The organism is Bacillus sp. SIMBA_154, from assembly GCF_046536015.1.
Lineage (GTDB): Bacteria > Bacillota > Bacilli > Bacillales > Bacillaceae > Bacillus > Bacillus pumilus_P.
On record NZ_JAWJBV010000002.1, the window covers coordinates 117,624 to 143,139 of the forward strand.

General features: G+C 41.4%; 30 protein-coding genes. All 30 read right to left on the reverse strand.

Annotated elements, in window-relative coordinates:
• The 30 genes from R0K30_RS04005 to xerC all read right to left on the reverse strand — a co-directional run bounded on the left by R0K30_RS04005 (position 1) and on the right by xerC (position 25,493).
• Complete coding sequence (locus R0K30_RS04005; protein WP_230030154.1) at positions 1-1,074, reverse strand: protein-glutamate methylesterase/protein-glutamine glutaminase; 1,074 nt, start codon at positions 1,072-1,074, stop codon at positions 1-3.
• Positions 1,071-1,976: a MinD/ParA family protein gene (locus R0K30_RS04010; RefSeq protein WP_099725851.1), complete on the reverse strand. Its 906-nt coding sequence runs from the start codon at positions 1,974-1,976 to the stop codon at positions 1,071-1,073. Before R0K30_RS04010 ends, R0K30_RS04005 begins: the two co-directional genes overlap by 4 nt.
• Positions 1,973-3,088, reverse strand: coding sequence for a flagellar biosynthesis GTPase FlhF (gene flhF, locus R0K30_RS04015; protein WP_410609299.1), 1,116 nt, complete (start codon positions 3,086-3,088; stop codon positions 1,973-1,975). The genes R0K30_RS04010 and flhF overlap by 4 nt, the downstream gene beginning before the upstream one ends.
• The gene (gene flhA / locus R0K30_RS04020) at positions 3,088-5,121 is read right to left on the reverse strand and encodes a flagellar biosynthesis protein FlhA (protein ID WP_099725853.1); all 2,034 of its coding nucleotides are present in this window, start codon (positions 5,119-5,121) and stop codon (positions 3,088-3,090) included. The genes flhF and flhA overlap by 1 nt, the downstream gene beginning before the upstream one ends.
• A gap of 29 nt (positions 5,122-5,150) precedes the next feature.
• Positions 5,151-6,239, reverse strand: a complete 1,089-nt coding sequence (gene flhB / locus R0K30_RS04025; protein WP_099725854.1) for a flagellar biosynthesis protein FlhB — start codon at positions 6,237-6,239, stop codon at positions 5,151-5,153.
• Positions 6,236-7,015: a flagellar biosynthetic protein FliR gene (gene fliR, locus R0K30_RS04030; RefSeq protein WP_410609302.1), complete on the reverse strand. Its 780-nt coding sequence runs from the start codon at positions 7,013-7,015 to the stop codon at positions 6,236-6,238. Before fliR ends, flhB begins: the two co-directional genes overlap by 4 nt.
• Positions 7,016-7,021: 6 nt before the next feature.
• Positions 7,022-7,291 (reverse strand): flagellar biosynthesis protein FliQ, encoded by a 270-nt coding sequence (gene fliQ / locus R0K30_RS04035; protein ID WP_003211206.1) that lies wholly within the window; start codon positions 7,289-7,291, stop codon positions 7,022-7,024.
• Positions 7,292-7,307: 16 nt separating this feature from the next.
• Positions 7,308-7,973, reverse strand: a complete 666-nt coding sequence (fliP, locus tag R0K30_RS04040) for a flagellar type III secretion system pore protein FliP (RefSeq protein WP_007499580.1) — start codon at positions 7,971-7,973, stop codon at positions 7,308-7,310.
• The gene (gene fliZ / locus R0K30_RS04045) at positions 7,966-8,625 is read right to left on the reverse strand and encodes a flagella biosynthesis regulatory protein FliZ (RefSeq protein ID WP_410609304.1); all 660 of its coding nucleotides are present in this window, start codon (positions 8,623-8,625) and stop codon (positions 7,966-7,968) included. The genes fliP and fliZ overlap by 8 nt, the downstream gene beginning before the upstream one ends.
• 18 nt (positions 8,626-8,643) lie before the next feature.
• Positions 8,644-9,006, reverse strand: a complete 363-nt coding sequence (gene cheY, locus R0K30_RS04050; protein ID WP_007499584.1) for a chemotaxis protein CheY — start codon at positions 9,004-9,006, stop codon at positions 8,644-8,646.
• Between the two features lie 27 nt (positions 9,007-9,033).
• The gene (fliY, locus tag R0K30_RS04055) at positions 9,034-10,158 is read right to left on the reverse strand and encodes a flagellar motor switch phosphatase FliY (protein ID WP_099725857.1); all 1,125 of its coding nucleotides are present in this window, start codon (positions 10,156-10,158) and stop codon (positions 9,034-9,036) included.
• Positions 10,148-11,146 (reverse strand): flagellar motor switch protein FliM, encoded by a 999-nt coding sequence (gene fliM, locus R0K30_RS04060; RefSeq protein ID WP_034317724.1) that lies wholly within the window; start codon positions 11,144-11,146, stop codon positions 10,148-10,150. Before fliM ends, fliY begins: the two co-directional genes overlap by 11 nt.
• A 32-nt stretch (positions 11,147-11,178) precedes the next feature.
• The gene (fliL, locus tag R0K30_RS04065; RefSeq protein WP_099725858.1) at positions 11,179-11,607 is read right to left on the reverse strand and encodes a flagellar basal body-associated protein FliL; all 429 of its coding nucleotides are present in this window, start codon (positions 11,605-11,607) and stop codon (positions 11,179-11,181) included.
• On the reverse strand, positions 11,604-11,819 hold the full coding sequence (gene swrD / locus R0K30_RS04070; RefSeq protein ID WP_008344794.1) for a swarming motility protein SwrD: 216 nt from the start codon (positions 11,817-11,819) through the stop codon (positions 11,604-11,606). Before swrD ends, fliL begins: the two co-directional genes overlap by 4 nt.
• 37 nt (positions 11,820-11,856) lie before the next feature.
• Entirely contained in the window at positions 11,857-12,648 is a 792-nt protein-coding gene (gene flgG, locus R0K30_RS04075) for a flagellar basal body rod protein FlgG (protein WP_230030150.1), read from the reverse strand.
• A 21-nt stretch (positions 12,649-12,669) separates the two neighbouring features.
• The gene (gene flgD, locus R0K30_RS04080) at positions 12,670-13,113 is read right to left on the reverse strand and encodes a flagellar hook assembly protein FlgD (RefSeq protein ID WP_410609308.1); all 444 of its coding nucleotides are present in this window, start codon (positions 13,111-13,113) and stop codon (positions 12,670-12,672) included.
• Positions 13,113-14,435, reverse strand: a complete 1,323-nt coding sequence (locus R0K30_RS04085) for a flagellar hook-length control protein FliK (protein WP_410609310.1) — start codon at positions 14,433-14,435, stop codon at positions 13,113-13,115. Before R0K30_RS04085 ends, flgD begins: the two co-directional genes overlap by 1 nt.
• On the reverse strand, positions 14,436-15,122 hold the full coding sequence (locus tag R0K30_RS04090) for a MotE family protein (RefSeq protein ID WP_099725863.1): 687 nt from the start codon (positions 15,120-15,122) through the stop codon (positions 14,436-14,438).
• Positions 15,123-15,134: 12 nt separating this feature from the next.
• Positions 15,135-15,578, reverse strand: a complete 444-nt coding sequence (gene fliJ, locus R0K30_RS04095; protein WP_099725864.1) for a flagellar export protein FliJ — start codon at positions 15,576-15,578, stop codon at positions 15,135-15,137.
• A gap of 7 nt (positions 15,579-15,585) precedes the next feature.
• Positions 15,586-16,902 (reverse strand): flagellar protein export ATPase FliI, encoded by a 1,317-nt coding sequence (fliI, locus tag R0K30_RS04100; protein WP_099725865.1) that lies wholly within the window; start codon positions 16,900-16,902, stop codon positions 15,586-15,588.
• Positions 16,899-17,663, reverse strand: a complete 765-nt coding sequence (gene fliH, locus R0K30_RS04105; RefSeq protein ID WP_410609313.1) for a flagellar assembly protein FliH — start codon at positions 17,661-17,663, stop codon at positions 16,899-16,901. Before fliH ends, fliI begins: the two co-directional genes overlap by 4 nt.
• On the reverse strand, positions 17,656-18,672 hold the full coding sequence (fliG, locus tag R0K30_RS04110) for a flagellar motor switch protein FliG (RefSeq protein ID WP_034317753.1): 1,017 nt from the start codon (positions 18,670-18,672) through the stop codon (positions 17,656-17,658). The genes fliH and fliG overlap by 8 nt, the downstream gene beginning before the upstream one ends.
• An 11-nt stretch (positions 18,673-18,683) precedes the next feature.
• Positions 18,684-20,276: a flagellar basal-body MS-ring/collar protein FliF gene (fliF, locus tag R0K30_RS04115; RefSeq protein ID WP_410609315.1), complete on the reverse strand. Its 1,593-nt coding sequence runs from the start codon at positions 20,274-20,276 to the stop codon at positions 18,684-18,686.
• A 49-nt stretch (positions 20,277-20,325) separates the two neighbouring features.
• On the reverse strand, positions 20,326-20,643 hold the full coding sequence (gene fliE, locus R0K30_RS04120) for a flagellar hook-basal body complex protein FliE (protein WP_007499609.1): 318 nt from the start codon (positions 20,641-20,643) through the stop codon (positions 20,326-20,328).
• 11 nt (positions 20,644-20,654) lie between these two features.
• Positions 20,655-21,107: a flagellar basal body rod protein FlgC gene (flgC, locus tag R0K30_RS04125; protein ID WP_024424179.1), complete on the reverse strand. Its 453-nt coding sequence runs from the start codon at positions 21,105-21,107 to the stop codon at positions 20,655-20,657.
• Entirely contained in the window at positions 21,107-21,496 is a 390-nt protein-coding gene (gene flgB, locus R0K30_RS04130) for a flagellar basal body rod protein FlgB (RefSeq protein WP_410609318.1), read from the reverse strand. The genes flgC and flgB overlap by 1 nt, the downstream gene beginning before the upstream one ends.
• Before the next feature lie 288 nt (positions 21,497-21,784).
• A complete protein-coding gene (gene codY, locus R0K30_RS04135) occupies positions 21,785-22,564 on the reverse strand; it encodes a GTP-sensing pleiotropic transcriptional regulator CodY (RefSeq protein WP_099725869.1) in 780 nt (259 codons plus the stop codon).
• Positions 22,565-22,598: 34 nt separating this feature from the next.
• Entirely contained in the window at positions 22,599-23,999 is a 1,401-nt protein-coding gene (hslU, locus tag R0K30_RS04140; RefSeq protein ID WP_230030146.1) for an ATP-dependent protease ATPase subunit HslU, read from the reverse strand.
• 16 nt (positions 24,000-24,015) lie between these two features.
• Positions 24,016-24,561 carry an ATP-dependent protease subunit HslV gene (hslV, locus tag R0K30_RS04145; RefSeq protein ID WP_024424181.1) on the reverse strand — a complete coding sequence of 182 codons (546 nt, stop codon included), beginning with the start codon at positions 24,559-24,561 and terminating at the stop codon, positions 24,016-24,018.
• 14 nt (positions 24,562-24,575) lie between these two features.
• A complete protein-coding gene (xerC, locus tag R0K30_RS04150; RefSeq protein ID WP_099725871.1) occupies positions 24,576-25,493 on the reverse strand; it encodes a tyrosine recombinase XerC in 918 nt (305 codons plus the stop codon).
• Positions 25,494-25,516: the final 23 nt, after the last annotated feature.

The following is a 25,516-nucleotide window of genomic DNA, read 5'->3' on the forward strand; positions in this document are numbered from 1 at the left end:
TCACGCCCTCTCTTTTTTCATGGAGCTTATAATTGCATGTGCGATGTCATCCACATGCCTTGTTTCATGTGCAAGGCCTGCTTTAATGACTGATTTAGGCATTCCGAAAACAACACATGATTCTTCTTTTTCTGCAATGACTTTTGTATGACCGCTTGCGACCATTTTTTTGACACCTTCTGTGCCGTCGCTACCCATCCCTGTCATAATGACAGCAATTTTCTCGTAACCTTTTATGTTGCTGATAGATTCAAATAAATAGTTAACAGAAGGTTTGTGCCGGCTGTCAGTATCTTCTGGGGACAGCCTGATCACTAAAGACGCCCCTTGTTCATGAAGTGACATATTCATTCCACCAGGAGCTATGTAAGCCACTCCATTTTTAGCGATATCTCCATCTTGTGCTTCTTTAATCGCAATTTGTGATAAATGGTCTAACCTCGTAGCAAGTGATGCCGTAAATCCTGCCGGCATATGCTGCACAATCAAAATTGGCGCCTCTATGTCCTTTGGCAGCTTCGTGACGACTCGTTGAAGCGCCCTTGGCCCTCCCGTAGATGTTCCGATTGAAATAATCTTTTGGAGTGAGCCGCTTTTTACTTCTTTCAGACGGGGAACAGCCACTGGACTTGGCGGCTTGATGACTGGCTTAGGAGAAACCTGTTTCTCAGTGCGTTTCCTAGACAGACCTGCCGCAAGTACGCGCTCTACAATTTGACCTCTTACTTTGTGTAAATCGAGCGAAATACTTCCCGAAGGCTTTGTCACGAAGTCAAACGCACCGAGCTCTAAGCAATGGATGGTTAAATCCTTCCCTTGCTTTGTCTGGCTTGACACCATAATCACGGCAAGGTCGTGTTCAGCCAGAATTTGTTTTAATGCTTCTGTTCCATTTAAAACAGGCATTTCCACATCTAGTGTGACAACATCTGGATTCAATTCCTTGATCCGTTTTAAGGCATCTTCCCCATTTCGCGCCGTTCCCACGACTTCAATTTCTTGTTCGGCACTTAGGAAATCACTAATGAGCTTTCGCATAAAGGCCGAGTCATCTACTACAAGTACTCTAATCATGAGTCCACCTTCCTCCTTTTAAAAAAAGAGGACAACTTATCTATAAACGTATGCTGCTCTCTCCGTGCCTCTCTTAACTGCTGATGATAAAGTGTTTCTGCAAGCATTTTAATTGTTTTACTCAGCCTTGAATGAGGCTGCTTGATATAAAATGGAATTTGTTCCGCTACTGCTTTAGGAACCGCAGGATCATCAGGTACAGCCCCAGCAAACACAAGCTTTCTGTGTAGAAATGATGTGACCACTCCTGCTAATTTCCGGTAGGTTTCAGACCCTTCTGACGGGGTTTTACACCGGTTAACAATGATTTGCACTGACTGCCCAAACTGATGAATGGCTAAGTGTTTAATCGCGCTGTAGGCATCCATGATGGATGTTGGTTCTGGCGTTGTCACGACCACCACTTCTCCTGCCGATAAGACAAAAGGCAGTTGATCTTTTGACAAGCCTGCACCCATATCAAAGAATATACAATCGAAATCACGCATCATTCTCTCCATCTCCTCCAGAAAGAATGACCATTGCTCTTTATCTAAAGAAAACAGCTGTTCAAGTCCGCTTCCGCCAGAAATGTAATAAAGATTGTCAGTTCCTTTTGTCATAGCCGCTTGGAAGGATTTCTTCCTAACGAGAACATCTAATATAGAGCTAGTCGATGTTTTCCCTAATAAAATATCAATATTCCCCATGCCAAAATCAAGGTCGATGACTAACACTCGCTTGCCTGCACTAGCGACAGACAGTGCCATATTCAGCGTCAAATTCGATTTACCTACCCCGCCTTTACCGCTCATGACTGCAATGGTTTTTGCCAGTCCGCTTACGCTAAGAGGGGCCGGCGTTATCGTTTGACTCTGCTGAACAAGTTTTCTTAGACCTTCTGCTTGGTCAGGCTTCATCATTGTAAGACCATCCTTGTTAATTCAAGAGGAGAGCCCTCAAGAATATCCTCAGGTACATTTTGGCCATTTGTTAAAAAGCCGAGCCCAATTTGAGATTCTGCAATGATTTGAAAGATCGTTCCCATCGTGTCTGTTTCATCTACTTTCGTAAAAATGAATTGATGGACTGGAACGTGTTCAAAACGTTTGACCATGGCGTTCATGTCCTGATACTTCGACGTTGCACTCATGACAAGGAAACTTTGAATGCTTTCATCAAATGGAATAATGTCTGTCAGCTCTTTCATATACGCTTCTTCTTTAAAGTTACGGCCTGCTGTGTCTATGAAAATATGATCATAATCTTTAAAGGTCTGCTGCGCTTTCACAAAATCCTCTCTTGAATAACAAACCTCAAGCGGCGCATTCAGCAATTCAGCATATGTTTTCAGTTGTTCGATCGCTGCAATTCGGTACGTATCCGTTGTAATAAAAGCGATTTTCTTTTGATGCTGAATAGCCGTTTTGGCAGCCAGCTTTGCAATCGTTGTCGTTTTGCCAGCGCCCGTTGAACCAAACAGCACAATATATTTCGAACGAATCATCGGCTCATCAGAGGTGTGAGCTGGCAGCATCTCTGTGAGCAGTTTTTCAAGTTCTTTTTTAATTTGATCTTCCTTGACAGCACCCTTCGTTAAAAGACCCTTTAAGCACTCATCTCGAATCTCATCATCAAGACCTTGATCCTTTAGCTTTTGATCGACCGCCATAAGAGAATCAGGCAAAATGCCAGCATGCCGCTCGTTCCTTGTATATTCTAAAGGGTGAGAATGAGGGGAAATGGCTTTGACTGCCTCAGGAGCAAAGGCTGGTTCTTGCGCCTGCTTTTGAACCGGCTCCTTTTTCGGTAACACCGGGATAGGAGCCGGTGGGTTTAGTCCATTACCAGCTCTTTCTTCAAAATCTTGATCCAGCACCGCAATCACTTCGACCATTTGCTGTTTTTTTAAACCGAACAGCTTTCGTTTGACAACGGTTTTAGAATTTAAAATGACGGCATCTTTCCCAAGCTGCTGCCTAATTTGAATCGTTGCCTCCTGCATAGAATTCGCTGTGATTTTTTTCGTTTTCATTAGATATCCACCACTCCGATGCTCTGTACTTCCACATTTGCTTCTAGTTCGTTATATGATAGTACCGGTAATTCTGGAAAATATCTTTCTAACAGCTGCTTGACGTACATTCTTATAGGAGGTGAGCATAATAGAACCGGCGTTTCCTGGCGAAGCGAAAGCTGTTCAATTTCTCTCGCCACGGATTGAATCACACTTTCAGAGGATTCTGGATCTAACGATAAGTAGTTGCCATGCTCTGTCTGCTGTACGCTGTCAGCAATTACCTTTTCAACTCGGCCTGAGCATGTCACAACTTTCAATGATTCATTTTCTCTTGCATACTGTGCAGTAATCTGTCTTGCCAGCGCCTGTCTAACATATTCCGTTAACAAATCTGTATCCGTCGTTAATTTTCCATAGTCTGCAAGCGTCTCAAAAATGGTCACAAGGTTTCGAATAGAGACCTTTTCTTTCAGCAGCTTTGCCAGTACCTTTTGGATATCACCGACTGCTAGCGGATTTGGTGTCACCTCATCCACTAAGACAGGATAACTTTCTTTAAGATGATCGATTAATTGCTTCGTTTCTTGGCGTCCGAGCAGTTCGTGTGTGTTTTGTCTAATCTTCTCTGTGATGTGAGTAGACACAACAGATGCCGGATCCACAACCGTATAGCCAAGCATTTCAGCCTGATCTTTTTCTGCTTCTGATATCCATTTAGCCGGCAAGCCAAAGGATGGTTCGATCGTTTCAATTCCTTCAATCGGATCATCATCAGGCGTTGGGGACATCGCTAAGTAGTGATCAAGCAGCAGCTCACCTTTTGCCACTTCGTTCCCTTTAATTTTCAACCGGTATTCATTTGGGTTAAGTGCAATGTTGTCTCGAATTCGGACAACTGGAATGACAAGGCCTAGTTCGAGAGCAAGCTGCCTTCGGATCATCACAATTCGATCTAACAGGTCACCGCCCTGATTGGCATCAGCGAGCGGAATCAGACCATAGCCAAATTCAAATTCAATGGCATCCATTTGCAAGAGATGAATGACGCTTTCTGGACTTTTCATCTCTTCTACCTCAGCTTGTTCCTCCAGCACCTCTTCAATTTCTTCTTGATCCTGTTTGTTTTTCGACATCATGTATGCCCCGAGTGCAAGAAAACCTGCGATCGGTCCTGTCAAAAGTACGCCAATCGGAGTAAACAAACCAAGAAGGAAGATCGTGCCTGCTGTGACGTAAAGCATAGCCGGGAATGCAAAGAGCTGACTAGTAATGTCAGACCCAAGGTTTCCGTTAGAAGCAGCCCTCGTGACGACAATCCCTGTCGCTGTTGAAATGAGGAGTGCAGGAATTTGTGAAACAATCCCGTCCCCTACCGTTAATAGCGTAAAGTGGGAAGCTGATTCTTGAATCGACATTCCTTGTTGAAGCATCCCAATAATGATTCCAAAAATAATATTGATAATGACGATGATAATACCTGCGATGGCATCCCCTTTGACGAACTTACTTGCACCATCCATCGCACCATAAAAGTCTGCCTCTCTCGATACCTTTTCACGGCGATTTCTTGCTTCACTTTCTGTCAGCATTCCTGCATTTAAATCTGCGTCAATACTCATCTGTTTACCTGGCATCGCATCAAGTGTAAATCTTGCAGCAACCTCTGATACACGCTCAGCCCCTTTGGTGATCACAACAAACTGAATGATGATCAGGATAAGGAAGACAACCAGACCAACGAGTACATTTCCTCCAACAACAAATGAACCAAACGTTTCTACAACCTTTCCAGCATCTCCAGTTGATAAAATAGAACGTGTTGTAGAGATGTTAAGCCCTAAGCGAAACAGCGTTAAGAGCAAAAGCAATGATGGAAAAATCGAAAATTGCAGTGGTTCTTGCATGTTCATTGTGGTGAGAAGCACGATAAGCGCAAGAGAAATATTAATAATGATTAAAATACTTAATAGAATGGGCGGAAACGGTATGACCAGCATCGCCACAATTAAAATAACACTGAATAAAACAGATAAATCTCTTGCTGACATGCCTGTTCTCTCCTTTTAAAACCAAAAATTCATAAAATCTTTTGTTTCGTTTTATATACGTAAGCTAAAATTTCTGCGATGGCCTTAAAGTATTCTTCTGGCACCGCTTGATTGATATCGACCTGATCATATAGCGCACGAGCTAGCGGCCGGTTTTCTATGGTCATGATATCGTGCTCTTTCGCAATCGTTCTAATTTTCATAGCCAAAATATCTGTTCCCTTTGCCACAACAAAGGGCGCATCCATCTTTTCTTCGTCATATTTCAAGGCAATTGCGTAGTGAGTTGGGTTTGTAATGATGACGTCCGCTTTTGGGACTTCCTGCATCATCCGTCTCATGGCCATTTCCCGCTGGCGCTGTTTAATCTTTGATTTTATGAGCGGGTCACCCTCTGATTTTTTATACTCATCTTTGATGTCTTGCTTGGACATCCGTAAGTTTTTTTCATAATCAAATTTCTGATACATGTAATCAAGCCATGCTAAGATCAGAAGAGCACATGCTGCATATAGACCCATAATCAAGGTCATATTTGCGACGAAATGCAGGGTTTCCTCCGCTGTTAGTAGAGGGAGCCGCAGGATTTCGTCAAAGTGCGTCCATAGTGCAATAAATGTCGCAAAACCAACAAAACCAATTTTCAGAATGGATTTTAATAGCTCTACGAGGGCTCGAATACTGTATATTCGTTTAAACCCTTTGATTGGATCGAGCTTTTCTAATTTCGGTTTGATCACTTCTGTCGAAAAGAGAAGCCCGACTTGTAAATAGTTACTGATGATACCTGCCAGCATACCAACACCAAGAATCGGCATGAGGAGGAGTGCTGTTTCTTGAAGCAACTCCAAGAATAGTTGATGAATATTAGATGTGCTAACTTTCATTAGCATTGTTGTTGAATAAAAACGTTCAATGAGCGCAATAATACGCTCTTTCATAAAAGGCCCAATAAAAAAGAATGATAAAAAGATTAATAGAAATGAGATGGCTGTATTGACGTCGGTACTTTTGGCAACCTGCCCTTTTTTTCGTGAATCCTGTCTCTTTTTTGGCGTTGCTTTTTCTGTTTTTTCACCTGCGAAAAATTGCAAGTCTAGTCTAAGCCTTGTCATCATGACGAACCACCGACCAATGCTAAGAAATTCCTCATGGTGAGCACAATCGTTTCAAATGTATTTTGGACAACTCCGAAGATGACACCCATACAGATGATGATCATAATAAAACTCACACCCATTTTAATAGGAAGTCCGACAACGAATACGTTCATTTGCGGAACCGTACGTGCTACAATCCCTAATGCCAAATCGACTAAAAACAAACTTGCCACAACAGGTGCCGAGATTTGAAAGGCAATGATGAACATTTGGTTGAAGCTCTTTGCGATAAAGGAAGCAAAGGATTCACTGCCGAAATTCAGCGCGTACTGATCAACTGCAATATATTGAAAGCTGTAAAATATCCCATCAAGCAGTAGGTGATGTGCATTCGTTGCAAGCATCAATAGCAGTGTGACCGTATAAAAAAACTGCCCCATCAGCGGTGTTTGCGCTCCTGTTTGCGGATCAATAACATTGGCGATCGCAAAACCCATTTGAAAATCAATGAATGAGCCGGCAATTTGAACAGCGGACAACATGATATATGCAATCAGCCCAAGAAGAAGTCCGACCATGGCTTCTTTCACCGCAAGCATCATATAAAGACCGTCTATGTCGAGTGCTGGCGGTTCTTTAATCGTGCTAAAACTGATGACAGCCAAAAACAGTGAGAATCCAACTCTGTGTACAGCTGGTATCGTTCTATGCGCTAAAAGTGGTACTGTCACAAAAAAAGCGGTGATCCGAATAAAAACGAGAAGAAAAGCAGGGAATAATTCTATGATTGACATCGCTGTTTAACCTGCAAATCGATCTAAATTCGAGAATAGCTCTGTCGTGAAGGACACAATTGTTGAAAGCATCCACGGACCAAACACAACAAGCCCAATGAGCACAGCAACAATCTTAGGAATGAACGCAAGCGTCTGTTCTTGAATTTGGGTTGTCGCCTGAAACACACTGACAATCAGTCCCACAATTAGTGCGAGCGCTAGAAGCGGCCCGCTGACAAGCAATACAACATACACTGATCTTTCAGCCATCGTAATGACAAATTCTGAACTCATGTTTTAAACACCTACTCTAAAAGCTTTGCAGCAAGGATTTTACTATCAAATACCATCCATCGACTAAAACAAATAACAATATTTTGAAAGGGAGCGATATCATAACCGGCGGAAGCATCATCATCCCCATTGACATCAGGACACTTGCGACAACCATGTCAATAATTAAAAATGGAATAAAGATCATGAAACCAATTTGAAATGCCGTCTTTAATTCTGAAATTGCAAAAGCTGGTACCATCGCCGTTAATGGGATATCTTTAATCGATTCAGGTGTATCCATTTTTGCGTAACTAAGAAATAAAGCCAAATCTTTCTGTCTCGTATGCTTACTCATAAACTCTTTGATTGGCACTTCGGCTTTTTCATACGCCTGGTTTAACGTAATGTCATCATTTAAAAGCGGCGTAAGCGCCTCTTTATTTATTTCTGAGAACGTGGGTGCCATAATAAAAAATGTGAGAAACAAAGCAAGTCCAACAAGCACTTGGTTTGGCGGCATTGAGTTGGTTGCAAGTGATGTTCTGACGAATGAAAGGACAATCACAATCCGTGTAAAACACGTCATTAAAATGAGAATGCCTGGTGCAACCGAAAATACGGTCAAAAGTAAAAGAAGACGGACAGACGTGCTGATATTCCCTGCGCCGCTGGAATTAAATAAATCGATAAACTCATTCATTTTGTTTCGGGCCTTTCTTTCTGACTTCTGATTGGGTCTTTTTCAATTCGGCTAACTGCGCCTTTAAATTGGCTGAAAAAGAAGAAGTGGTTGTCTGGTCATGTTTCTTCACCTGCGATGTGAATTTTTGAACGATTTTTGGTAAATCTGTCTTGCTTTCCATCGCTTCTTCATATTGTTTCACAATCGCTTCACATTCTTGTTCATCGTCAATTTCTTTTAGCAGCTGGATTGAGTCTGCTACGCCGACAACTAGTACACGCTTGCCCACTTTGATAAGCTGGACCGAACGGTTTTGGCCAACCGTAGTTCCGCCAATATTTTCAACATAGCGGAATGGTTTGAGTAAGCGGTTTTGCTTACCAACAAATCTCACCAATCCATAAATGAGCAGGATGACAAAAAGTAAGGCACCAATCATTTTGACAAAATCCATAATGGAGACAGAAGAAGAGGGAACTTCTTCTGCCGGATTCGTTTGATTGTCAGTGGCTTTCTTTTCTGTATCCTTTTTGCTTTCTTTCTCACCTTTGATCCAGTCATTCACTGTACCATTTTCAGGATCTTTCGTTTCAGCGAACAGTGAAGCAGGCTGCATCGTCAAGAAAAGCATAAAACTGATCATTGCTATACATATCAAACGTTTTTTCAACAAGTCTTACACCCTTTTTTAGCCTAACGTTTTATTAATTGCTTCAAGTACACGGTCTGCCTGGAATGGCTTTACGATAAAGTCTTTTGCACCTGCTTGAATGGCGTCAATAACCATTGATTGTTGTCCCATCGCAGAACACATAATGATTTTTGCAGAAGCATCGATTTGTTTAATTTCTTTTAACGCAGTGATCCCATCCATTTCTGGCATTGTGATATCCATTGTCACAAGATCAGGAGATGTTTCTTTATATTTTTCAACAGCTTGTGCGCCGTTTTCTGCTTCTCCTACTACATCAAATCCGTTTTTTACAAGAATATCCTTAATCATCATTCTCATGAATGCTGCATCATCTACGATTAATACCTTAGTAGCCATTTACTTATTCTCTCCCTATATGTTTGTTTATTTTAAATTAGAAAGTCTTTCTGATTGACTTAATATATCAGTCACACGAACACCAAAGTTCTCATCGATCACAACGACTTCCCCTTTGGCGACGATTCGTTTGTTGACCAGAATGTCGACTGGCTCACCCGCAAGTTTGTCCAGTTCAATGACACTTCCAGCTGAAAGTTCAAGTACTTCTTTCACACTGCGCTGCGTTCTACCAAGTTCCACCGTAATAGAAAGCGGAATATCCATCAGCATATCGAGATTTCCTAGCTGGCTCGTTGAATGCTGAGGCTCACTGAACGCTTCAAATTCAACTGGCGCCACATTTACAGGTTCTGCTGGCTTTTGCTTCGCCTGTCTTTTCGGCGGTGCCGCTTGCTGCACAGGAGCAGACTGTGCTTGCGGAGCTGCCTGATGTGGTTCAGGTGCGCTTACTGGAGTTTCTTGAACAGGCTCTTCTTCTTGCGTCGGGACTGTTAATTCTGCGATTAAATCCTTCGCAAACGTAATAGGGTAAAGCTGCATAATATTTGAGTCTATGAGTTCACCTATCGTTAATCTAAAGGACACTTTGACAAGCATTTCTTCAGCTGGAATGCGGTCTGTCCCTTCTCCTTCTTTTACATCGAGTAATTCGACGCGCGGCGGAGAAATGTCAATCTTTTTATTAAAGACTGTCGACATAGATGTCGCTGCTGAACCCATCATTTGGTTCATCGCTTCTTGCACTGCACTTAAGTGAATTTCACTTAAAGACGGGTCAGCATTTGTTCCATCTCCGCCCATCATTAAGTCCGCAATGACTGCCGCATCTGTTTGCTGGATCACAAGCAGGTTACTTGCACTAAAGCCTTCCGTATAATTTACTTCAATAGCGACATATGGATGAGGAAACTCCTCATTCAGCTTGCTTTTTTGAATCACTGTGACAGTTGGAGTTGTAATCTCCACTTTTTGATTTAATAGGGTTGAAAGTGCTGTTGCAGAGCTACCAAATGAAATATTTCCGATTTCCCCAATGGCATCTTGTTCCATTGCAGAAAGGAGTGTATCGGGCTCTATATCGTCATTGCTGCCTCCTTTAAGGAGCGCATCGATTTCATCTTGTGATAATTTACTTCCGTTATTCTCCATCTTCTTCACCTCTTATGTCGTGATCTAGAATTTGAATCGCCTGTTTCCGATTCACGCGGCCGGCCTGTCCCAAGAATTTCGGTTTATTTCCGACCATAACAGTAAGAGGCGCATTTACTGGTTTGTCCAAGGCAATACAATCACCAATTTCCAAATTCAAAAACTCTTCCACCGTCATTTCCGATTGCCCAAGCTCTGCGACTACCGGTATTTTTGCCGTCATAATCCGTTTTTCAATGGCCTTTGTTTCTTCTTGTTTCGGTTCATTTCGTTCAGACTGCATCCAGTAGTGTACAGACAACTTCGGAATAATAGGCTCTAATACAACGTGAGGAATACATAGGTTAATAACCCCGCTCACCTCACCAACTTGTGTATTAAGAGAAATGACGACAACTGTTTCGTTTGGTGACACCATTTGAACAAACTGGGGATTTACCTCGAAATCTGCCATCTCTGGCTCGATGTCGGTTATGGACTGCCACGCTTCTCTGTAATTTTCCAAAGCTCCCTCAAACATGTTTGAGATAATCTTTGTTTCGATTTCTGTAAGTGATTCTGTCTTATTATGACTAATGCCAATCCCGCCCATCAGCCTGTCCATCATGGCATAGCCGATTGTTGGGTTCACTTCAAGCATAATTCTTCCTTCAAGCGGGCTGACATAAAATAAGTTTAATAAGGTCATATTAGGAATCGAACGAATAAATTCTTCGTATGGTACTTGGTCAACCGAGCTGACAGAAATTTGAATATATGATCTTAGCTGCGCTGAAAAGTGCGTGGTGAGCAGTCTAGCGAAGTTATCGTGAATCCTTGTTAAACTTCGAATCTGGTCTTTTGAAAAGCGAAGAGCACGTTTAAAGTCATACACCTTCACTTTTTTCGTCGTTTCTTCTTTTTTCAGCTCTTCTGCATCCATTTCGCCTGTAGATATGGCAGATAATAATGCATCGATCTCATTCTGGGAAAGCACTTCTCCTGACATTTCTTCACCTCCATCGTGTCAATTAATCGCCTCTATTGCAGATTAAAGGAGGTTATATAAACTTCTTTCACCTTGCCATCTTGCAAATAGTGATTCACTTTGTTTTTGACTAGTGTTTTAAAATGATCTCTGCCTTTTTTGCCATCAAGTTCATCTGCATTCGTGTCTGATAAAATGTCGATCACGGCATCCTTCACTTGAAAACTTCTTTTTTCAAGCTCTTCTTTTGCTTTTTCAGAGTCCGTTTCAATATTTAGTACAAGTTTGACGGCATTTCCTTCAGACTTTAAATTGGTAATAATCTCAGGAATTTCAATAGAAGCTTTTGCGACTTCATCTGCTGTCGGCTCTTTTTCTGCTTTTGCTTCGTCTGAGCCATTCAGCAGAAAAACAATGCCAGCTCCAATTCCGACGATGGCAATAATCATGATTAGCATTACTACGACTAATTTCTTCTTCATTCAAACTCCTCTATTCCTTGATTCAATGAAATGACTTGGATTTTTCTGTAGAAAGAAATGATTTTCTCTTGAAGCTGCTCTTCATCTTCTTTCACAACGAATTTCTTTCCATTGGCGAGTGTAATGGTCGTGTCTGGAAAGCTTTCGATTTGCTCGATATGGAGAGCGTTCAGCATAAATCCTTTGCCATTTAATCTCGTCACTTCAATCATATTAAGCAGAGAAGCGATAAACCGCTCCCCCTACCTCCTATCGTTTCAGATTCACAAGCTCTTGCAGAATTTCATCTGATGTTGTGATCGTCTTTGCATTCGATTGGAATCCGCGCTGCGCGATAATCATTTCTGTAAACTCGTCTGTTAAATCAACGTTTGACATTTCAAGTCTACCTGTTTGGATGACACCTGTTCCTTCTTCACCAGGTACGATGGCATTACTTGGTGCACCTGAGCTTAGCGTTTGGCGGTAAAGATTGTCTCCGACTTTGTCAAGCCCTCCTGCGTTTCGGAATGACACGAGTGAAACCTGTCCAACGGTTCTCGATACATTATTTTCAACAACCGAAATCGTTCCGTCTGGACCAACACTCACACTTGAAATGCCATCTGGAATCGTTATTTTTTGTCCATCCATTCCAAGCAGGTAGTTTCCATCAGGAGTTACTAGATCCCCTTCAGAATCAGGTTTGAAGTTCCCTGCTCTCATATATAGGGTCTCTCCTTGCTTTTGTATCTGGAAAAATCCATCTCCATTGATATAGAAGTCCCATGGATCATCTGTATTTTGAGAAGCCCCCGATGACATGATTTTATCAATAGAAGATAAAGATGATCCTAAACCAACTTGTTTCGAGTTGATTGAACCAGAGTTGTTCGTCGGTCCACCAGAACTTGCAAGGGTTTGACTGACCATATCTTTAAAAGTGATACGGCTTTTTTTGTATCCGTGTGTATTGACGTTGGCTACGTTATTGGCTACAACATCTAATTTCGTTTGGAAGTTTTTCATTCCGCTAATTCCTGAGTAAAGTGAGCGTAACATTTATTTTCCTCCTCGATTTGCTTACGATTTTTCTCCAACAGTTGTAACGTCCCAAGGGCTGATTTTCGTTCCATCCTCTAGATATAGGAAATATTCATTGTTTATGTTTTTCACAGACTTCACAGTGCCAGATATGTCTTTATCATCTTGTTTGCCCGCTACTTCTTTACCAATCCAGCCTACATATGTCGTAAATGGATCTTGGTGTGCAACAAATGTAGACATGACCTGATTCAGCTGGGTGATTGATTCGTTCATATTCATTTGCTGTTCTAAAGAAGAAAATGTTGCAAGCTGCGTGACAAACTCACGGTCATCAATTGGGTTTGTCGGATCTTGGTTTTGAAGCTGCGTGAGTAATATTTTCAAGAATTGATCTCGTCCCAGCGTGTCTGTTTTTTTTGCTGCACTTGAAGAATTGTCTGTTGTTGCGGTTGCTCTATTAGTAGAATCAACTGTTGCCATTAGATCTCCTCCTCTTCTTCATCTGACCCAACAAGAGCGTCCAGTACATCCTGGAATTCCGCTTCCTGTTCATCAGACTGCTGAGAATTCTGCCCTTTTGACTGGTGCTGTTTGTTTTCTTCACTAAACTGTCCAAATAATGGCTGTTCATTTGATTGAAGCGGTATATGGAAACGGTCCACTTGAACCGACATATTCGGAAGCGCCTGTTTGAGCTGCGGCAGATGGTGCTCTAACAGCTCTTTCGCTGCCTGTGTCGAAGCTGTAATTTTACTCGCATACATACCATTTTGCTTCGTCAGCTGAATTGTGATAAATCCGAGATTCTCTGGATTTAATCGAACGGTAAAGCGTCCGCTTGAGTTGCCAAATGGCGTGAATTTCATTTGCTTCCACGTATTTAGAATTTGCTGATCAACCGTTCCGGGCTTTTCATCAGTTGTATGTGTCTGCTGAACAGGAGCTGCTGATTGCAATTGAAAAAACTGCTTATGACCTTGAAAAAGCGTATGAGTGATCGTTTTTTCAGAAGCAGGTGCAGAAGTGCTTTGTCCTTTGATAACTTCCTTTTTGATGAGCCATTCAAGGGAGGCAGCACCTTTTGCCGGGGAAGCAAGAGCAGATTCCTGTCTTGGAGAGACCAATTCTTTCAACTCTCCTAGAGAAATTTTCCACTCTTTATCTGACCCTTTCGCATTCGCCATCATATGGTCGATTAACTGATTAAAGTGTTTCAGCTCACTTTGAGACATTGAATTCAGCTTTGGTGCTGAACCCTGCGAGAAAAACTGCTCTTTTACTTGCTGAATCAGTTTCTCATCTACCCCATTTTTCGAAAGAAAGTGGATGAAGTCTTGACCCTTTGCTTCAATATCCTTCACTAGCTTTGCATCAAAGCTGAGCGGCTGTTGATTGAGCAGTTGATATAAGAAAAAGGGGAATTGTATGAGCTGCTCACTATGTTCAGAAGTTTGCTTATCAGCTTGATCACCGTAAATGGATGATTCCATTTTTTGAAATAACTCTTCTAGTGACTTGAGATCAGACGAATCAAGCGTTTGACCTTGAAGTGTTTGAAGCGCGCCAAGAAGGTCTCCGTCGATCCCTTTTTCAGGTGATTGCATCCATTTTTCAATGATTTGCATCGCATCATTGATGGAAAGAGAGGCATCCGCTGTCTCAGCATTAACTAGACCGCTTTGTACGCCTGCCCCGCTAAGTAATTGTTTAAACAACCCGCGTGCAGATGCCACGCCGCCCCCCTTTGGTCCCGAGAGACCTTGAGACGATTGCTGTAAGGCTCCAATATCCAATAGCTTCACTTATTGTCCACCCCCATTTTCACTTTCTTCTTTTTTAGCAAGCTCTTTCGTAAACGTAGCTGCCTTCTGAGGTGTTAGTTTTGCTAATATGTCTGTTAGTTTATTTTTGCTCAGCTCTTCAAGGATTTTCAAAGCCTCTTTATCACTTAATTCTGATAAAATTTTGGCGGATTTCCCTGCGTCCATGCTTTCATAAATGCTGGTAATCTTCCCTTTAGTTTTCTGGTTAGAGGCTGCTGCCCCATCAGAGGTTGTCCCTGCTGCGTTATTGCCTGACGTATTGTTTGATGAACTGTCATTTGCTGACGTATTTTCTGCGTCATTTTCAGTTGTTTTTTCAAGTGAATTGATTTTTTGGTTCAGTCTTTTAATCTCTTCATCACTTGTTTTCAAGTCTTTTTGTGCAATTTCAAGTTCATTTTTTTGCTCTTTAATGGTATTTTTCAATTTTTCCAACTCTTCATCACGTTGATCATTATGTGAAGATGACGTTTTTGAGCTGTCATCTGAACCAACCAAACTGCTGATCACTGGAATGTTTTGGAGCGGTTTCTTTAGATCAAAACCCGCAATATAAAGGATTGTGCCAGTTACAATCACAAGCACAATCAATGGGATGATGACAATAAACAAGATCCATTGAAATTTTCCGCCGCTTGATTCCTTCGCTTTTTCCTTCTTAGGCATTCATCTCGACTCCTAATGTCCTTGAAACATGAATTGGCTGATAGAGATATCATCCATTTCTTTCATTTCAATTGCCTTATGTTCAAGGGAAAACTTTTCAAATTGCTTTTCTTTCATTTTTTCAAACTTTTTAAACTCAATGTTTTTTTCAGTTAAATCAGATTGTTTTTCATTCATTTGATGACGTTTCATGATCACAAGTTGCTGATAATGCTGGATGGTGTTATCTAAGTTGGTCACAAATTGCTGGTAATGACGCATTTCTTGGACACTCATTCCACTTCTCAGCTTTTCTTCTTTGCTTTTTTCCATTAGCTCTTTTTTACTCATATTTTCATAGAGTTTTTCAGCGACTTGCTCAAATGCGGAAACGGATTGTTGATACGCTGAGAGTGATTTGTCTTTTTCACTTTCTTTCAGTTCCAAGAGCTTTTGAAATTTGTATTGATATCTCACTTTTTTGTCAATCCTCTCTATTCATCAAACCGAGCAATAAATTTACACTGTCTTCAATAGATACAGCCTCTTCTACATCCTGTTTCAAAAATGAAATGAGATGAGGATAAGCCTGCATGGCCTCATCAATATCCTTAGAGGAGCCTTTTTTATATGCTCCAATGTTAATGAGGTCTTCAGCGTTTTGATAAGTGGATAAAAGCTGACGGAACCGATTGGCCGCTTCCTTGTGATCATGACTTGCTATATTACTCATGACACGGCTGATACTTTTCAGAATATTGACAGCGGGAAATTGTCCTTTGTTTGCTAAAGCCCGATCAAGTACAATGTGGCCATCTAAAATCCCCCTGACTGTATCAGCGATCGGCTCATTCATGTCGTCACCATCAACAAGCACTGTGTAAAACGCTGTGATGGAACCAAGCTGATTCGTTCCAGTTCGTTCAAGCAATTTTGGCAGTATAGCGAACACTGAAGGTGTATATCCTTTTGTAGTTGGCGGTTCGCCTGTTGCAAGACCTATTTCCCTTTGTGCCATGGCGATCCTCGTGACAGAATCCATCATAAACATGACATTTTTGCCTCTGTCTCTGAAATATTCCGCAATGGCTGTCGCTGTATAGGCTGCTTTCATTCTCGTCAGTGCGGGCTGATCAGAAGTTGCGACGACAACAATCGAACGCTTCAGTCCTTCAGCACCTAAATCCTTTTCGATAAACTCACGAACTTCACGGCCACGCTCTCCAACAAGGGCAATGACATTTAGATCCGCTTCTGTCTGCTTTGCAATCATTCCCATTAAGGTACTTTTTCCAACACCACTTCCAGCAAAAATCCCGATCCTTTGACCAGTGCCAACTGTGAGCAGACTATCGATCACTCTGACACCAACGCCCATCTTTTCTCTAATCGGCGGCCTGTCCATCGGGTTTGGAGGAGACTGTTCTGTCGAAACAGGTGCAAGTCCCTTTGGAAGCATACTGCCGTCCAGTGGATCACCGAATGCGTCAACGACTTCACCAATTAAGCCAGTACCTACTTTGACCTTTAACGACTCACCTGTCGCTTCAACTAGACTTCCTGGTGAGATATTGGATGCTTCAACATAAGGCATGAGCAGAATGTTTTCATCTCTAAAACCAACGACCTCTGCTTTGATCGGATGGCGCTTACTTCCTTTTTTATGAATGAGACAAACATCTCCAACAGAGCTCTCTGGCCCCTTGGACTCGATCATCAGCCCAACAACTCGATTGACTTTACCAAATCGTTTATAAGGATCGGCGGTTTCAATCGTTTCTTTTAACACATCTATGTTCATTTGTGATCACCTGAATCAATGACTTCTAAGAGTTTTTCTTTTAACTGATTCATTTGTGTATCAACACTCGCTTCCACTTTTCCAAAGCTTGTTTCTACGTAACAAGTCCCTTTTGGTGCTTTTTCATCCGAGTATATGGCAAGATGTGTATCCTTTTGAAGAATTCTGATCAATTCGTCTTTATATTCCATCACATGCTCGTAATGTTCAGGGTCGACATAGATGGAAATATCATCATATTCTTTCACTTCTGAAATGACCTGCTTCACAATAGCTGAAAATTGATCTTTCGTGTCCTCAGCTGCATACCAAACTCGTTTGGCGAGTTCGAAAGCCAGTTCCACAATTTCTTCAGCAGAGCTTTCAATTTTTTCTTCATAGTCCTGTTTCGCAAGATTGACAATGTCATTTGCTTGATCAAGCATAGCTTGGTACTGCAAGTTCGCATCTGCCTCGCCCTTTTGGAAGCCTTCTTGATAACCAGTTTGTTTCGCTTCTTCAATGAGCTGCATTCTTTCTGCTTCAAAATCAGCTCGGCGCTGATTGATTTCAGCCATTGTTTTTTCTAGCTCACTGTTTGCTTGTTCTAGAATACGGCTTGCTTGATCTTCTGCATCACTTAGGATAAGCTGTGATGCTTCCGTTTCGTTGAAAAGCTCCTCTTCGTGATGTTCTTTTTTGAACTCCACTTGCTGCAAAGGAATCGTTTGCCGGCCTTGCTCAGGAATAACAGATGTTTCATGTTTGATAATCCTAGACAATGATATCGTCTCCTCCGCCTCGAGCTATGACGATTTCTCCAGCTTCCTCGAGTCGTCTTACGATGCTGACAATACGGGTTTGTGCTTCCTCGACATCTCTAAGCCGGACAGGCCCCATAAACTCCATTTCTTCTTTGAACGTTTCGACCATCCGTTGGGACATGTTGCGGAAGACAATTTCTTTGACCTCTTCGCTTGCCACTTTGAGGGCGAGCAATAAGTCATCATTTTCAACATCTCTAATGACTCGCTGGATGGCTCTGCTATCAAGAGTGACAATATCTTCAAAGACAAACATACGTTTCTTAATTTCATCAGCAAGCTCAGGATCTTGAATTTCAAGTGTATCTAAAATGGTCTTCTCCGTTGCACGGTCTACACCATTTAACACTTCCACAACCGCTTCGACCCCGCCCGTTTGGGTATAGTCTTGCGTAAAGGTTGAAGAAAGCTTTTGTTCAAGAATGCGTTCCACCTCATTGATGATCTCTGGAGATGTGCGGTCCATTAAGGCAATTCGTCTCGCAACCTCTGTTTGTACATCCTCGCCTAACTCAGATAAAATTTGCCCAGCCTGTACTGGATCTAAGTAGGAAAGTATGAGCGCAATGGTTTGTGGATGCTCATGTTGAATAAAGTTTAGGATTTGCTCCGGGTCAGCCTTTCTAGCAAAATCAAATGGTTTCACTTGAAGAGAGGATGTCAATCGGTTTAAGATGCTATCCGCTTTGTCCTCACCAAGCGCTTTTTCAAGCACTTGTCTTGCATACATAAGGCCGCCTTGTGATATGTAGTCCTGCGCGATGGCAATGCTGTGAAACTCTTCGATGACTTCATCTTTTTTAGCAGTATCTACACTTCGTACATTGGAAATTTCTAATGTTAATTTTTCTATTTCGTCTTCAGACAGATGTTTGTATACAGATGCTGACACGTCTAGCCCTAAGGAAATCATTAGGATTGCTGCTTTTTGTCTGCCTGTTAGTCGATTCGGATCTTTTCTCGACATGTGTATTCCTCCTAATCCTCGGACAGCCAGCTGCGTAGCAATTTAGCAAAGTCTTCTGGTTTTTCTTTTGCCATTTTTTCAAGCTGATTTTTCCTCACCATTTCTTCTGTTTCTGGTTCAGTATCGATATCAGGAACATGGATTGGTGAACGTTCATCAAGCTCAAACTCTTCTTCCTCTTCTTTTCTGCGCTTACGCACAAGAAGAATAATGAGAGCGATAATTGCAAGGAGTAGCACACCGCCTACAATATAAACCCAGATCGGAATATTGTTTGAAGGGTTTTCTGCTGCTGTTTGCTGTTTACCGTCTAATTTTGATACAGATAAAACGATTTTGTTGTCTAAGTCAGCCTGAGTGAGCGCTTGACCATTTGTGTATTCTTTATCAATTGATGTGCTAATGATCGTTGAAAGAATCTTTTTGATATCATCTTGCCTTTCAGCAGTTAAAGAGTTCGCATCGTTTGCAGTTGGTGGTTCAACCAATGCTTGAATGCCAACGTCTCTGATTTTATAAGGACTTTCTTTGATATCTTTATGAATGCGGTTTACCTCATAATTGATACGATCTTCGTTCTTTTCGTAATTTCCGCTTCCATTTGCTCCATCGGCGCCTTGATAATTTGTGACATCATCGTCGCCTGTTCCAGCGGTGCCTCCAGCTGCTGCGCCATTACCTGAATAGGTTTCAGCAATCTTTTCAGCGCTGACAGCGATGCCTTGCATGTTTTCTTTATCAACTGGCTCTACTAGGTCTTCTTTTCTTTTTTCTTCAGTGAAATCAATGTCTGTTGTGACCGATACGGCCACTTTCTCTTGACCCATCATCGTTCCGAGCAGCTGTTGAATTTTTCTTTGAAGGTTCTTTTCAATTTCTTCTTTTTTCTGCTGCTGCGCATCCATTCCACTTGCATAGGAATCGGAGCTGCTATTTAAGTCGTAGTAGTTCGAATCTTGGTCCATAATGACAATGTTTTCTGTTTTTAAATTCGGCACACTTTTTGAAATAAGATGATAAAGGCCTTTTACTTGCTGCTGAGTAAGCGTGTAGCCAGGCTCAACTTGCAACACAATTGATGCTGATGCATTACTTTGCTCTTCTCCAACAAAAACGGAATCTTTAGGCAGGTTAATCATAACTTTTGAATCTTTAATCCCATCAATCGTGTTGATCAGATTGGATAGTTCTGTCTGAGTTGCGTCTACTTTCAGAACATCAAATTCATTATCTGTTAAACCGAAGCCGGAGTTGTTCGCAAAGAAGGAATAATCAATATTCCCTGTCTTAGGAAGTCCTTCTGATGCGAGAGTGACTTTTAAAGAATCTGCTTGCTTTTCTGGAACTAAAATCGTCGTTCCATTATTTGCGAGTTCCGATTTGACGTTTTTGCCATCCAGTTCCTGTTTAATTTGCCCTGCTTCTGCCTCAGACAAATCTCTAAACAGCGGAACCATTTTTTCAGAAGAAGCAAAGATGCTAACAACCGTAATAATGATTGCTAGGGCAGCAACGCCGCCAATCATGAGTATTTTTTGTAATTTTGATCGATTTCGCCAAAACTCAACTGTTTTTGTTCTTAATTGCATTAAAGTACGATTCATCTTAACCCCCGGTCATTCCATTCAGTCTTTTTTTGTCCGTCAGCACCTCCTACATCTGCATTCTCATAATCTCTTGGTACGCTTCGACTGCTTTATTTCGAAACTCCGTCGCAGCTGTGAGTGTCACACTCGCTTTTTGCGAAGCAATCATGACTTCATCGAGATTGACATCTTTACCTTGTGCAAGAGCATTTGTATACTGGTCTGATTTCAGCTGTGATTGATTTAATGCCTCAATGGAATTTTTCAGCACATCAGAGAAATTCGTTTGGCTTTTAGGTGCAGCCGCCTGCACAGACGATGCATTCGTCAATTCACTTGCTTGCTGAGCGGTTTGAAGCTGGAAAGGAGATATTGCATTAACCAATTCTTTTCACCTTACTTTCCTATTTCTAAAGCTTTCATCAGCATGCTTTTATTCGCATTTAGCGCAGTCACATTTGCTTCATATGACCTTGAGCTGCTGATGAGGTCAACCATTTCCTTTAATGGATCAACATTTGGTGTTTGAACATATCCATTTTCATTGGCATCGGGATTTGTAGGGTCATATTGAAGGTTGAATGGAGTTTCGTCTTCTGTAATCTTCGTTACTTTGACGCCGTTTCCTAATTTGCCGCTCGAATTCATACTTGAGTTCAATATAGATGAAAATGATTCACCTGACGGCTGTAATGTGACGAGCTTACGTCTATAAGGCTCCCAGTTACCATCAACCTGTTTAGCTCTTGTTGTATCCATATTTGCAAGGTTCGAGGATACAACGTCCATTCTGAGCCTCTGTGCTGTTAATGCTGAGGCCGAAGCGTTAACTCCTGAAAAAATCGACATCACTTACCTCCTGTCAAAACTGTTTTAAGAGAATTGAACTTTCCGCTCATTCTTTCAACCAACGCATTATACTGAATTTGGTTTTTAGCGAGTTCACTCATCTCTTGATCAATATCGACATTATTTCCGTTTTCTTGATAAGAAGTACGGTTTCTCGAAACAACTGAATAATTAGACCCTGTTTTAGAAAAATCAATGTGACCTTCGTATGTTTTTTTGGCATCTAATTTGATTGACGCGTCATTTAGCATATCATGGAATGCGACGTTTTTCGACTTGTAGTTCGGTGTGTCTATATTCGCGATATTATTGCTTATGACTTTTTGCTTAACATTCGCTCTACCCAAGGCATTCTCAAGGTTGCTTATCGTTCCAGAAAATATATCCAAAACCATATACCTCCAATCATATGTATTTCATTCCATTTAATCATGTCGAGATTTGTAAAACCATATGTTCATTGTAAGAAATAATAGGATTAAAGTCTATGATGTATATGTAAAAAAAACTCGTAATATATATCTATTTTACAGATAGGCACAAAGACCTAGATTCAAAGCACTACAGAATTGTAAGGGGTTTCTTGGAAAAAAGAGTGTCATTTTTCGGACAAATCCCCCTTTATCATACAAAAAAACCCTTTTCAGCATTTATTTCGGCCGAAAAGGGTTTTTGGATTAATGAGATTTTAAATTTTCAAGCTCAATTAAAAATTTGTTGTTTAACACTTTGATGTACGTTCCCTTCATTCCAAGAGAACGAGATTCGATCACGCCTGCACTTTCTAATTTACGTAAGGCGTTCACGATCACTGAACGAGTGATCCCTACACGGTCAGCAATTTTACTTGCCACAAGGAGTCCTTCGTTTCCATCAAGTTCTTCAAAGATGTGCTCAATCGCCTCGAGCTCACTATATGAAAGAGAACTAATCGCCATTTGAACAACTGCTTTACTTCTTGCTTCTTCTTCGATTTCTTCTCCTTTTTCACGAAGGATCTCCATTCCAACAACTGTTGCTCCGTACTCAGCAAGTATTAAATCATCATCAGTGAATCTATCTTGCAAACGAGACAGGATTAACGTTCCTAAACGATCCCCACCGCCGATAATCGGAACAATGGTTGTCAAACCTGATTGGAATAAATCACGGTTCTCAACTGGGAAAGCTGTATATTCACTGTTAATATCAAGGTTTGAAGAAGTTTCAGGTACGTTGAATAGACTCTTCGTATATTCTTCTGGGAACTGACGATCTTCAAGCATTTTTTTCATACGTGTATTTTCAATCTGTTGATTGATTGAGTAACCAAGAAGTTTCCCTCTTCTACTCAACACAAAAATGTTTGAATCAATGACATCTCTCAGTGTTTCCGCCATCTCTTTAAAATTAACTGGTTTCCCCGCTGAATCTTGCAGCATTGAGTTAATAATCCTTGTTTTTTGTAGTAACGCCATAATAATGATCCTCCTAGATTACTTTATTCATTTGTTAAAGTATAAATTGACTTAAGTCTTTGTTATTTGCAATCTTTCCTAGCTTCTCTTCTACATACTGAGGGGTAATGGTCACCGTCTCGAGTGTAATATCCGGTGCCTCAAATGAGAGCTCTTCAAGCAGCTTCTCAAGTATGGTATGAAGCCTTCTTGCACCGATGTTATCCGTCTCCTGATTGACGTGATAAGCCATTTCGGCAATCTTATGAATAGCATCGTCAGAAAATTCAAGAGATATACCTTCTGTTTCAAGTAAAGCTTTATATTGCTTTAATAACGCGTTATCTGGTTCCGTTAAGATTTTCACAAAGTCTTCTATACTTAATTTATCTAATTCTACACGGATTGGGAAGCGCCCCTGAAGCTCTGGAATCAAATCTGAGGGTTTCGCCATATGAAATGCACCTGCTGCTACAAAAAGCACATGATCCGTTTTCACTGCCCCATATTTCGTCATCACAGTTGAACCTTCTACAATCGGTAAAATATCACGTTGAACCCCTTCACGAGAAACATCTGCAGATGATGCACCGCCGCTTTTGGCAATTTTGTCGATTTCATCGATAAAAATAATCCCTTGCTGCTCTGCTTTATAGACGGCTTCCTGACTGACTTCATCCATATCAATCAGTTTTGAAGCTTCCTCAGCAGTTAACGCCTTTCTAGCTTCTCTGACGGTCAGTTTTTTGCGTTTTTTCTTTTTAGGCATGAGATTGCTGAGCGCATCCTGCATGTTCATGCCCATTTGCTCCATACCCGAGCCTTGAAGCATATCAAACATGGACGGCTGCTGCTCATCCACTTCGATTGTGACATAATGATCTTCAAGTTCACCCATAGCCAGCTGGTGAGCAATACGTTTTCTTGTCGATTCAAGCTCTACTTCTTCATTTGAGTCATCTCGATCACGGTCGTCTGCATCAGAACCGCCAAACAGCATCTCAAAAGGATTTTTCACAGACTGGCTTTTTTTCTTACCAGGAACAAGCAAATGAACAAGACGTTTGTTTGCTTGTTTTTCTGCTTCTTCTTGAACATCTTTCATCTTTTCTTCTTTGACAAGTCTAATCGCAGTCTCAACTAAATCTCTGACCATCGACTCTACGTCACGGCCGACATATCCAACTTCAGTAAACTTCGTCGCTTCCACTTTAATAAAAGGTGCACCAGAAATTCGTGCAATTCTGCGGGCAATCTCTGTTTTCCCCACACCTGTTGGGCCGATCATTAAAATGTTTTTAGGAACGACTTCATCCTTTAGCTTATCATGTAAAAGACTTCTTCTGTAACGGTTTCTTAAAGCCACCGCCACTGCTTTTTTCGCATCAAGCTGACCAATGATGTACTGATCAAGCTTTTCAACTATCTCTCTTGGGGTAAACGGCTTTTTCTCCATACGTCTCATGTCCTTTCTATTCAAGCTCTTCTAAAGTGATTTGGTCGTTCGTGTAGACACAGATTTCTCCTGCCGTTTCAAGAGCAGCCTTTGCAATTTCTCTAGCTGAGAGATGATCACCTGCATGTGTTTTGAGTGCTCTCCCGGCGCTAAGCGCATAGTTGCCGCCTGAGCCGATCGCCAAAATACCATCATCTGGCTCGATGACCTCTCCTGTTCCAGATACGAGCAGGATGCTTTCTTTGTTCATGACGATGAGCATAGCCTCTAGCTGTCTGAGCATCTTGTCACTTCGCCATTCTTTCGCTAGTTCTACAGCTGCTCGCTTTAAGTTACCACCATATTCTTCAAGCTTTGTTTCAAACTTTTCAAAGAGTGTAAATGCATCTGCTACTGAACCTGCAAAACCTGCGAGCACTTTGCCTCCAAAAAGACGGCGCACTTTTTTTGCTGTGTGTTTCATCACGACAGCCTGCCCGAATGTGACCTGACCGTCTCCAGCCATCGCACTTTTTCCTTTATGTTGAACGGCAAAGATGGTTGTTGCATGAAATGATGACATGAAAAAACCTCCTTTTAGGATCGTTTAAAAGCCCTTGGGTGATGAGACATGTACGTTTTTCTTAAAGAATCTTTTGATACATGCGTGTACACCTGTGTTGATGATAAGTTTGAGTGACCGAGAAGTTCTTGAACACTTCTCAAATCCGCCCCCTCGTTTAAGAGATGCGTGGCAAAGGTGTGCCTTAGCATGTGAGGATGGATATGTAATGTGCCTGACGCCTTTTTCATTAATTCAGTGAGAATGAATCGAACGCCTCGATCTGTAAGAGGGGCTCCGCGCTGATTCAAAAACACATACGCATCAGCACGCTCTTTCGCCTTAGCTGTCAGCTTCTGCCTTCCATCCTCTAAATAAGTGACCAGCGCTTCATGTGCGTACGAACCGAAAGGAACATACCGCTGTTTGCTGCCTTTCCCATGAACAAGCACTGTATCCATCGATAAATCAAGATCAGATTCTTTTAATGAACATAACTCACTGACCCTCATACCTGTTGCATAAAGAATTTCTAAAATGGCTTGATTTCTTTGTCCAAGCGGTGTGCTTACATCAGAAACTGTAAAAAGCTCTTTTAGTTCTTCTTCATACAAAAATGAAGGAATTCGCTTATCCTGTTTTGGTAAGCTAACGAGTAAAAAAGGGTTTTCTTTCACAAGCTGTTCTCTTAATAAAAATTTATAAAAGCTGCGAAGCGCAGAGACTTTCTTACTAATCGTTCTTCTTGTCAGGCCTTTTTCATAAGCTTCTGTTAAATAAATTCTCGTATCTTGATAGGATACCTCTTCAAAACCGTCTATTCCTTGAATGTTCATAAATCTGACAAACTCTTCAATGGCTTCTGAATATCCTGAGATCGTTAAAGCTGAATAGTTTTTTTCAATTTGCAAATATTCAATGAATAAGTGGACAAGACGCTGTTTATTCGTCATTTTTACACCTCTTTAAGGCTTTT

Coding starts and splice junctions, on each gene's coding strand:
- R0K30_RS04010 (WP_099725851.1), bottom strand. CDS start 1,976: ATGATGAAGCCTGACCAAGCAGAAGGTCTAAGAAAACTTGTTCAGCAG.
- fliL (WP_099725858.1), bottom strand. CDS start 11,607: ATGAAGAAGAAATTAGTCGTAGTAATGCTAATCATGATTATTGCCATC.
- fliG (WP_034317753.1), bottom strand. CDS start 18,672: ATGTCGAGAAAAGATCCGAATCGACTAACAGGCAGACAAAAAGCAGCA.
- flgG (WP_230030150.1), bottom strand. CDS start 12,648: ATGTTACGCTCACTTTACTCAGGAATTAGCGGAATGAAAAACTTCCAA.
- flhA (WP_099725853.1), bottom strand. CDS start 5,121: ATGTCAGCAAGAGATTTATCTGTTTTATTCAGTGTTATTTTAATTGTG.
- fliY (WP_099725857.1), bottom strand. CDS start 10,158: ATGGAGAATAACGGAAGTAAATTATCACAAGATGAAATCGATGCGCTC.
- R0K30_RS04090 (WP_099725863.1), bottom strand. CDS start 15,122: ATGCCTAAGAAGGAAAAAGCGAAGGAATCAAGCGGCGGAAAATTTCAA.
- fliI (WP_099725865.1), bottom strand. CDS start 16,902: ATGAACATAGATGTGTTAAAAGAAACGATTGAAACCGCCGATCCTTAT.
- codY (WP_099725869.1), bottom strand. CDS start 22,564: ATGGCGTTACTACAAAAAACAAGGATTATTAACTCAATGCTGCAAGAT.
- flhF (WP_410609299.1), bottom strand. CDS start 3,088: ATGAAAACGAAAAAAATCACAGCGAATTCTATGCAGGAGGCAACGATT.
- fliP (WP_007499580.1), bottom strand. CDS start 7,973: ATGAATGAGTTTATCGATTTATTTAATTCCAGCGGCGCAGGGAATATC.
- xerC (WP_099725871.1), bottom strand. CDS start 25,493: ATGACGAATAAACAGCGTCTTGTCCACTTATTCATTGAATATTTGCAA.
- flgC (WP_024424179.1), bottom strand. CDS start 21,107: ATGTCGATTTTTTCAGGAGTTAACGCTTCGGCCTCAGCATTAACAGCA.
- cheY (WP_007499584.1), bottom strand. CDS start 9,006: ATGGCTACTAAGGTATTAATCGTAGATGATGCAGCATTCATGAGAATG.
- fliF (WP_410609315.1), bottom strand. CDS start 20,276: ATGAATCGTACTTTAATGCAATTAAGAACAAAAACAGTTGAGTTTTGG.
- flhB (WP_099725854.1), bottom strand. CDS start 6,239: ATGATGACAAGGCTTAGACTAGACTTGCAATTTTTCGCAGGTGAAAAA.
- fliM (WP_034317724.1), bottom strand. CDS start 11,146: ATGTCAGGAGAAGTGCTTTCCCAGAATGAGATCGATGCATTATTATCT.
- fliQ (WP_003211206.1), bottom strand. CDS start 7,291: ATGAGTTCAGAATTTGTCATTACGATGGCTGAAAGATCAGTGTATGTT.
- hslU (WP_230030146.1), bottom strand. CDS start 23,999: ATGGAGAAAAAGCCGTTTACCCCAAGAGAGATAGTTGAAAAGCTTGAT.
- flgD (WP_410609308.1), bottom strand. CDS start 13,113: ATGGCAACAGTTGATTCTACTAATAGAGCAACCGCAACAACAGACAAT.
- fliR (WP_410609302.1), bottom strand. CDS start 7,015: ATGTCAATCATAGAATTATTCCCTGCTTTTCTTCTCGTTTTTATTCGG.
- hslV (WP_024424181.1), bottom strand. CDS start 24,561: ATGTCATCATTTCATGCAACAACCATCTTTGCCGTTCAACATAAAGGA.
- R0K30_RS04005 (WP_230030154.1), bottom strand. CDS start 1,074: ATGATTAGAGTACTTGTAGTAGATGACTCGGCCTTTATGCGAAAGCTC.
- swrD (WP_008344794.1), bottom strand. CDS start 11,819: ATGATTGAAGTGACGAGATTAAATGGCAAAGGATTTATGCTGAACGCT.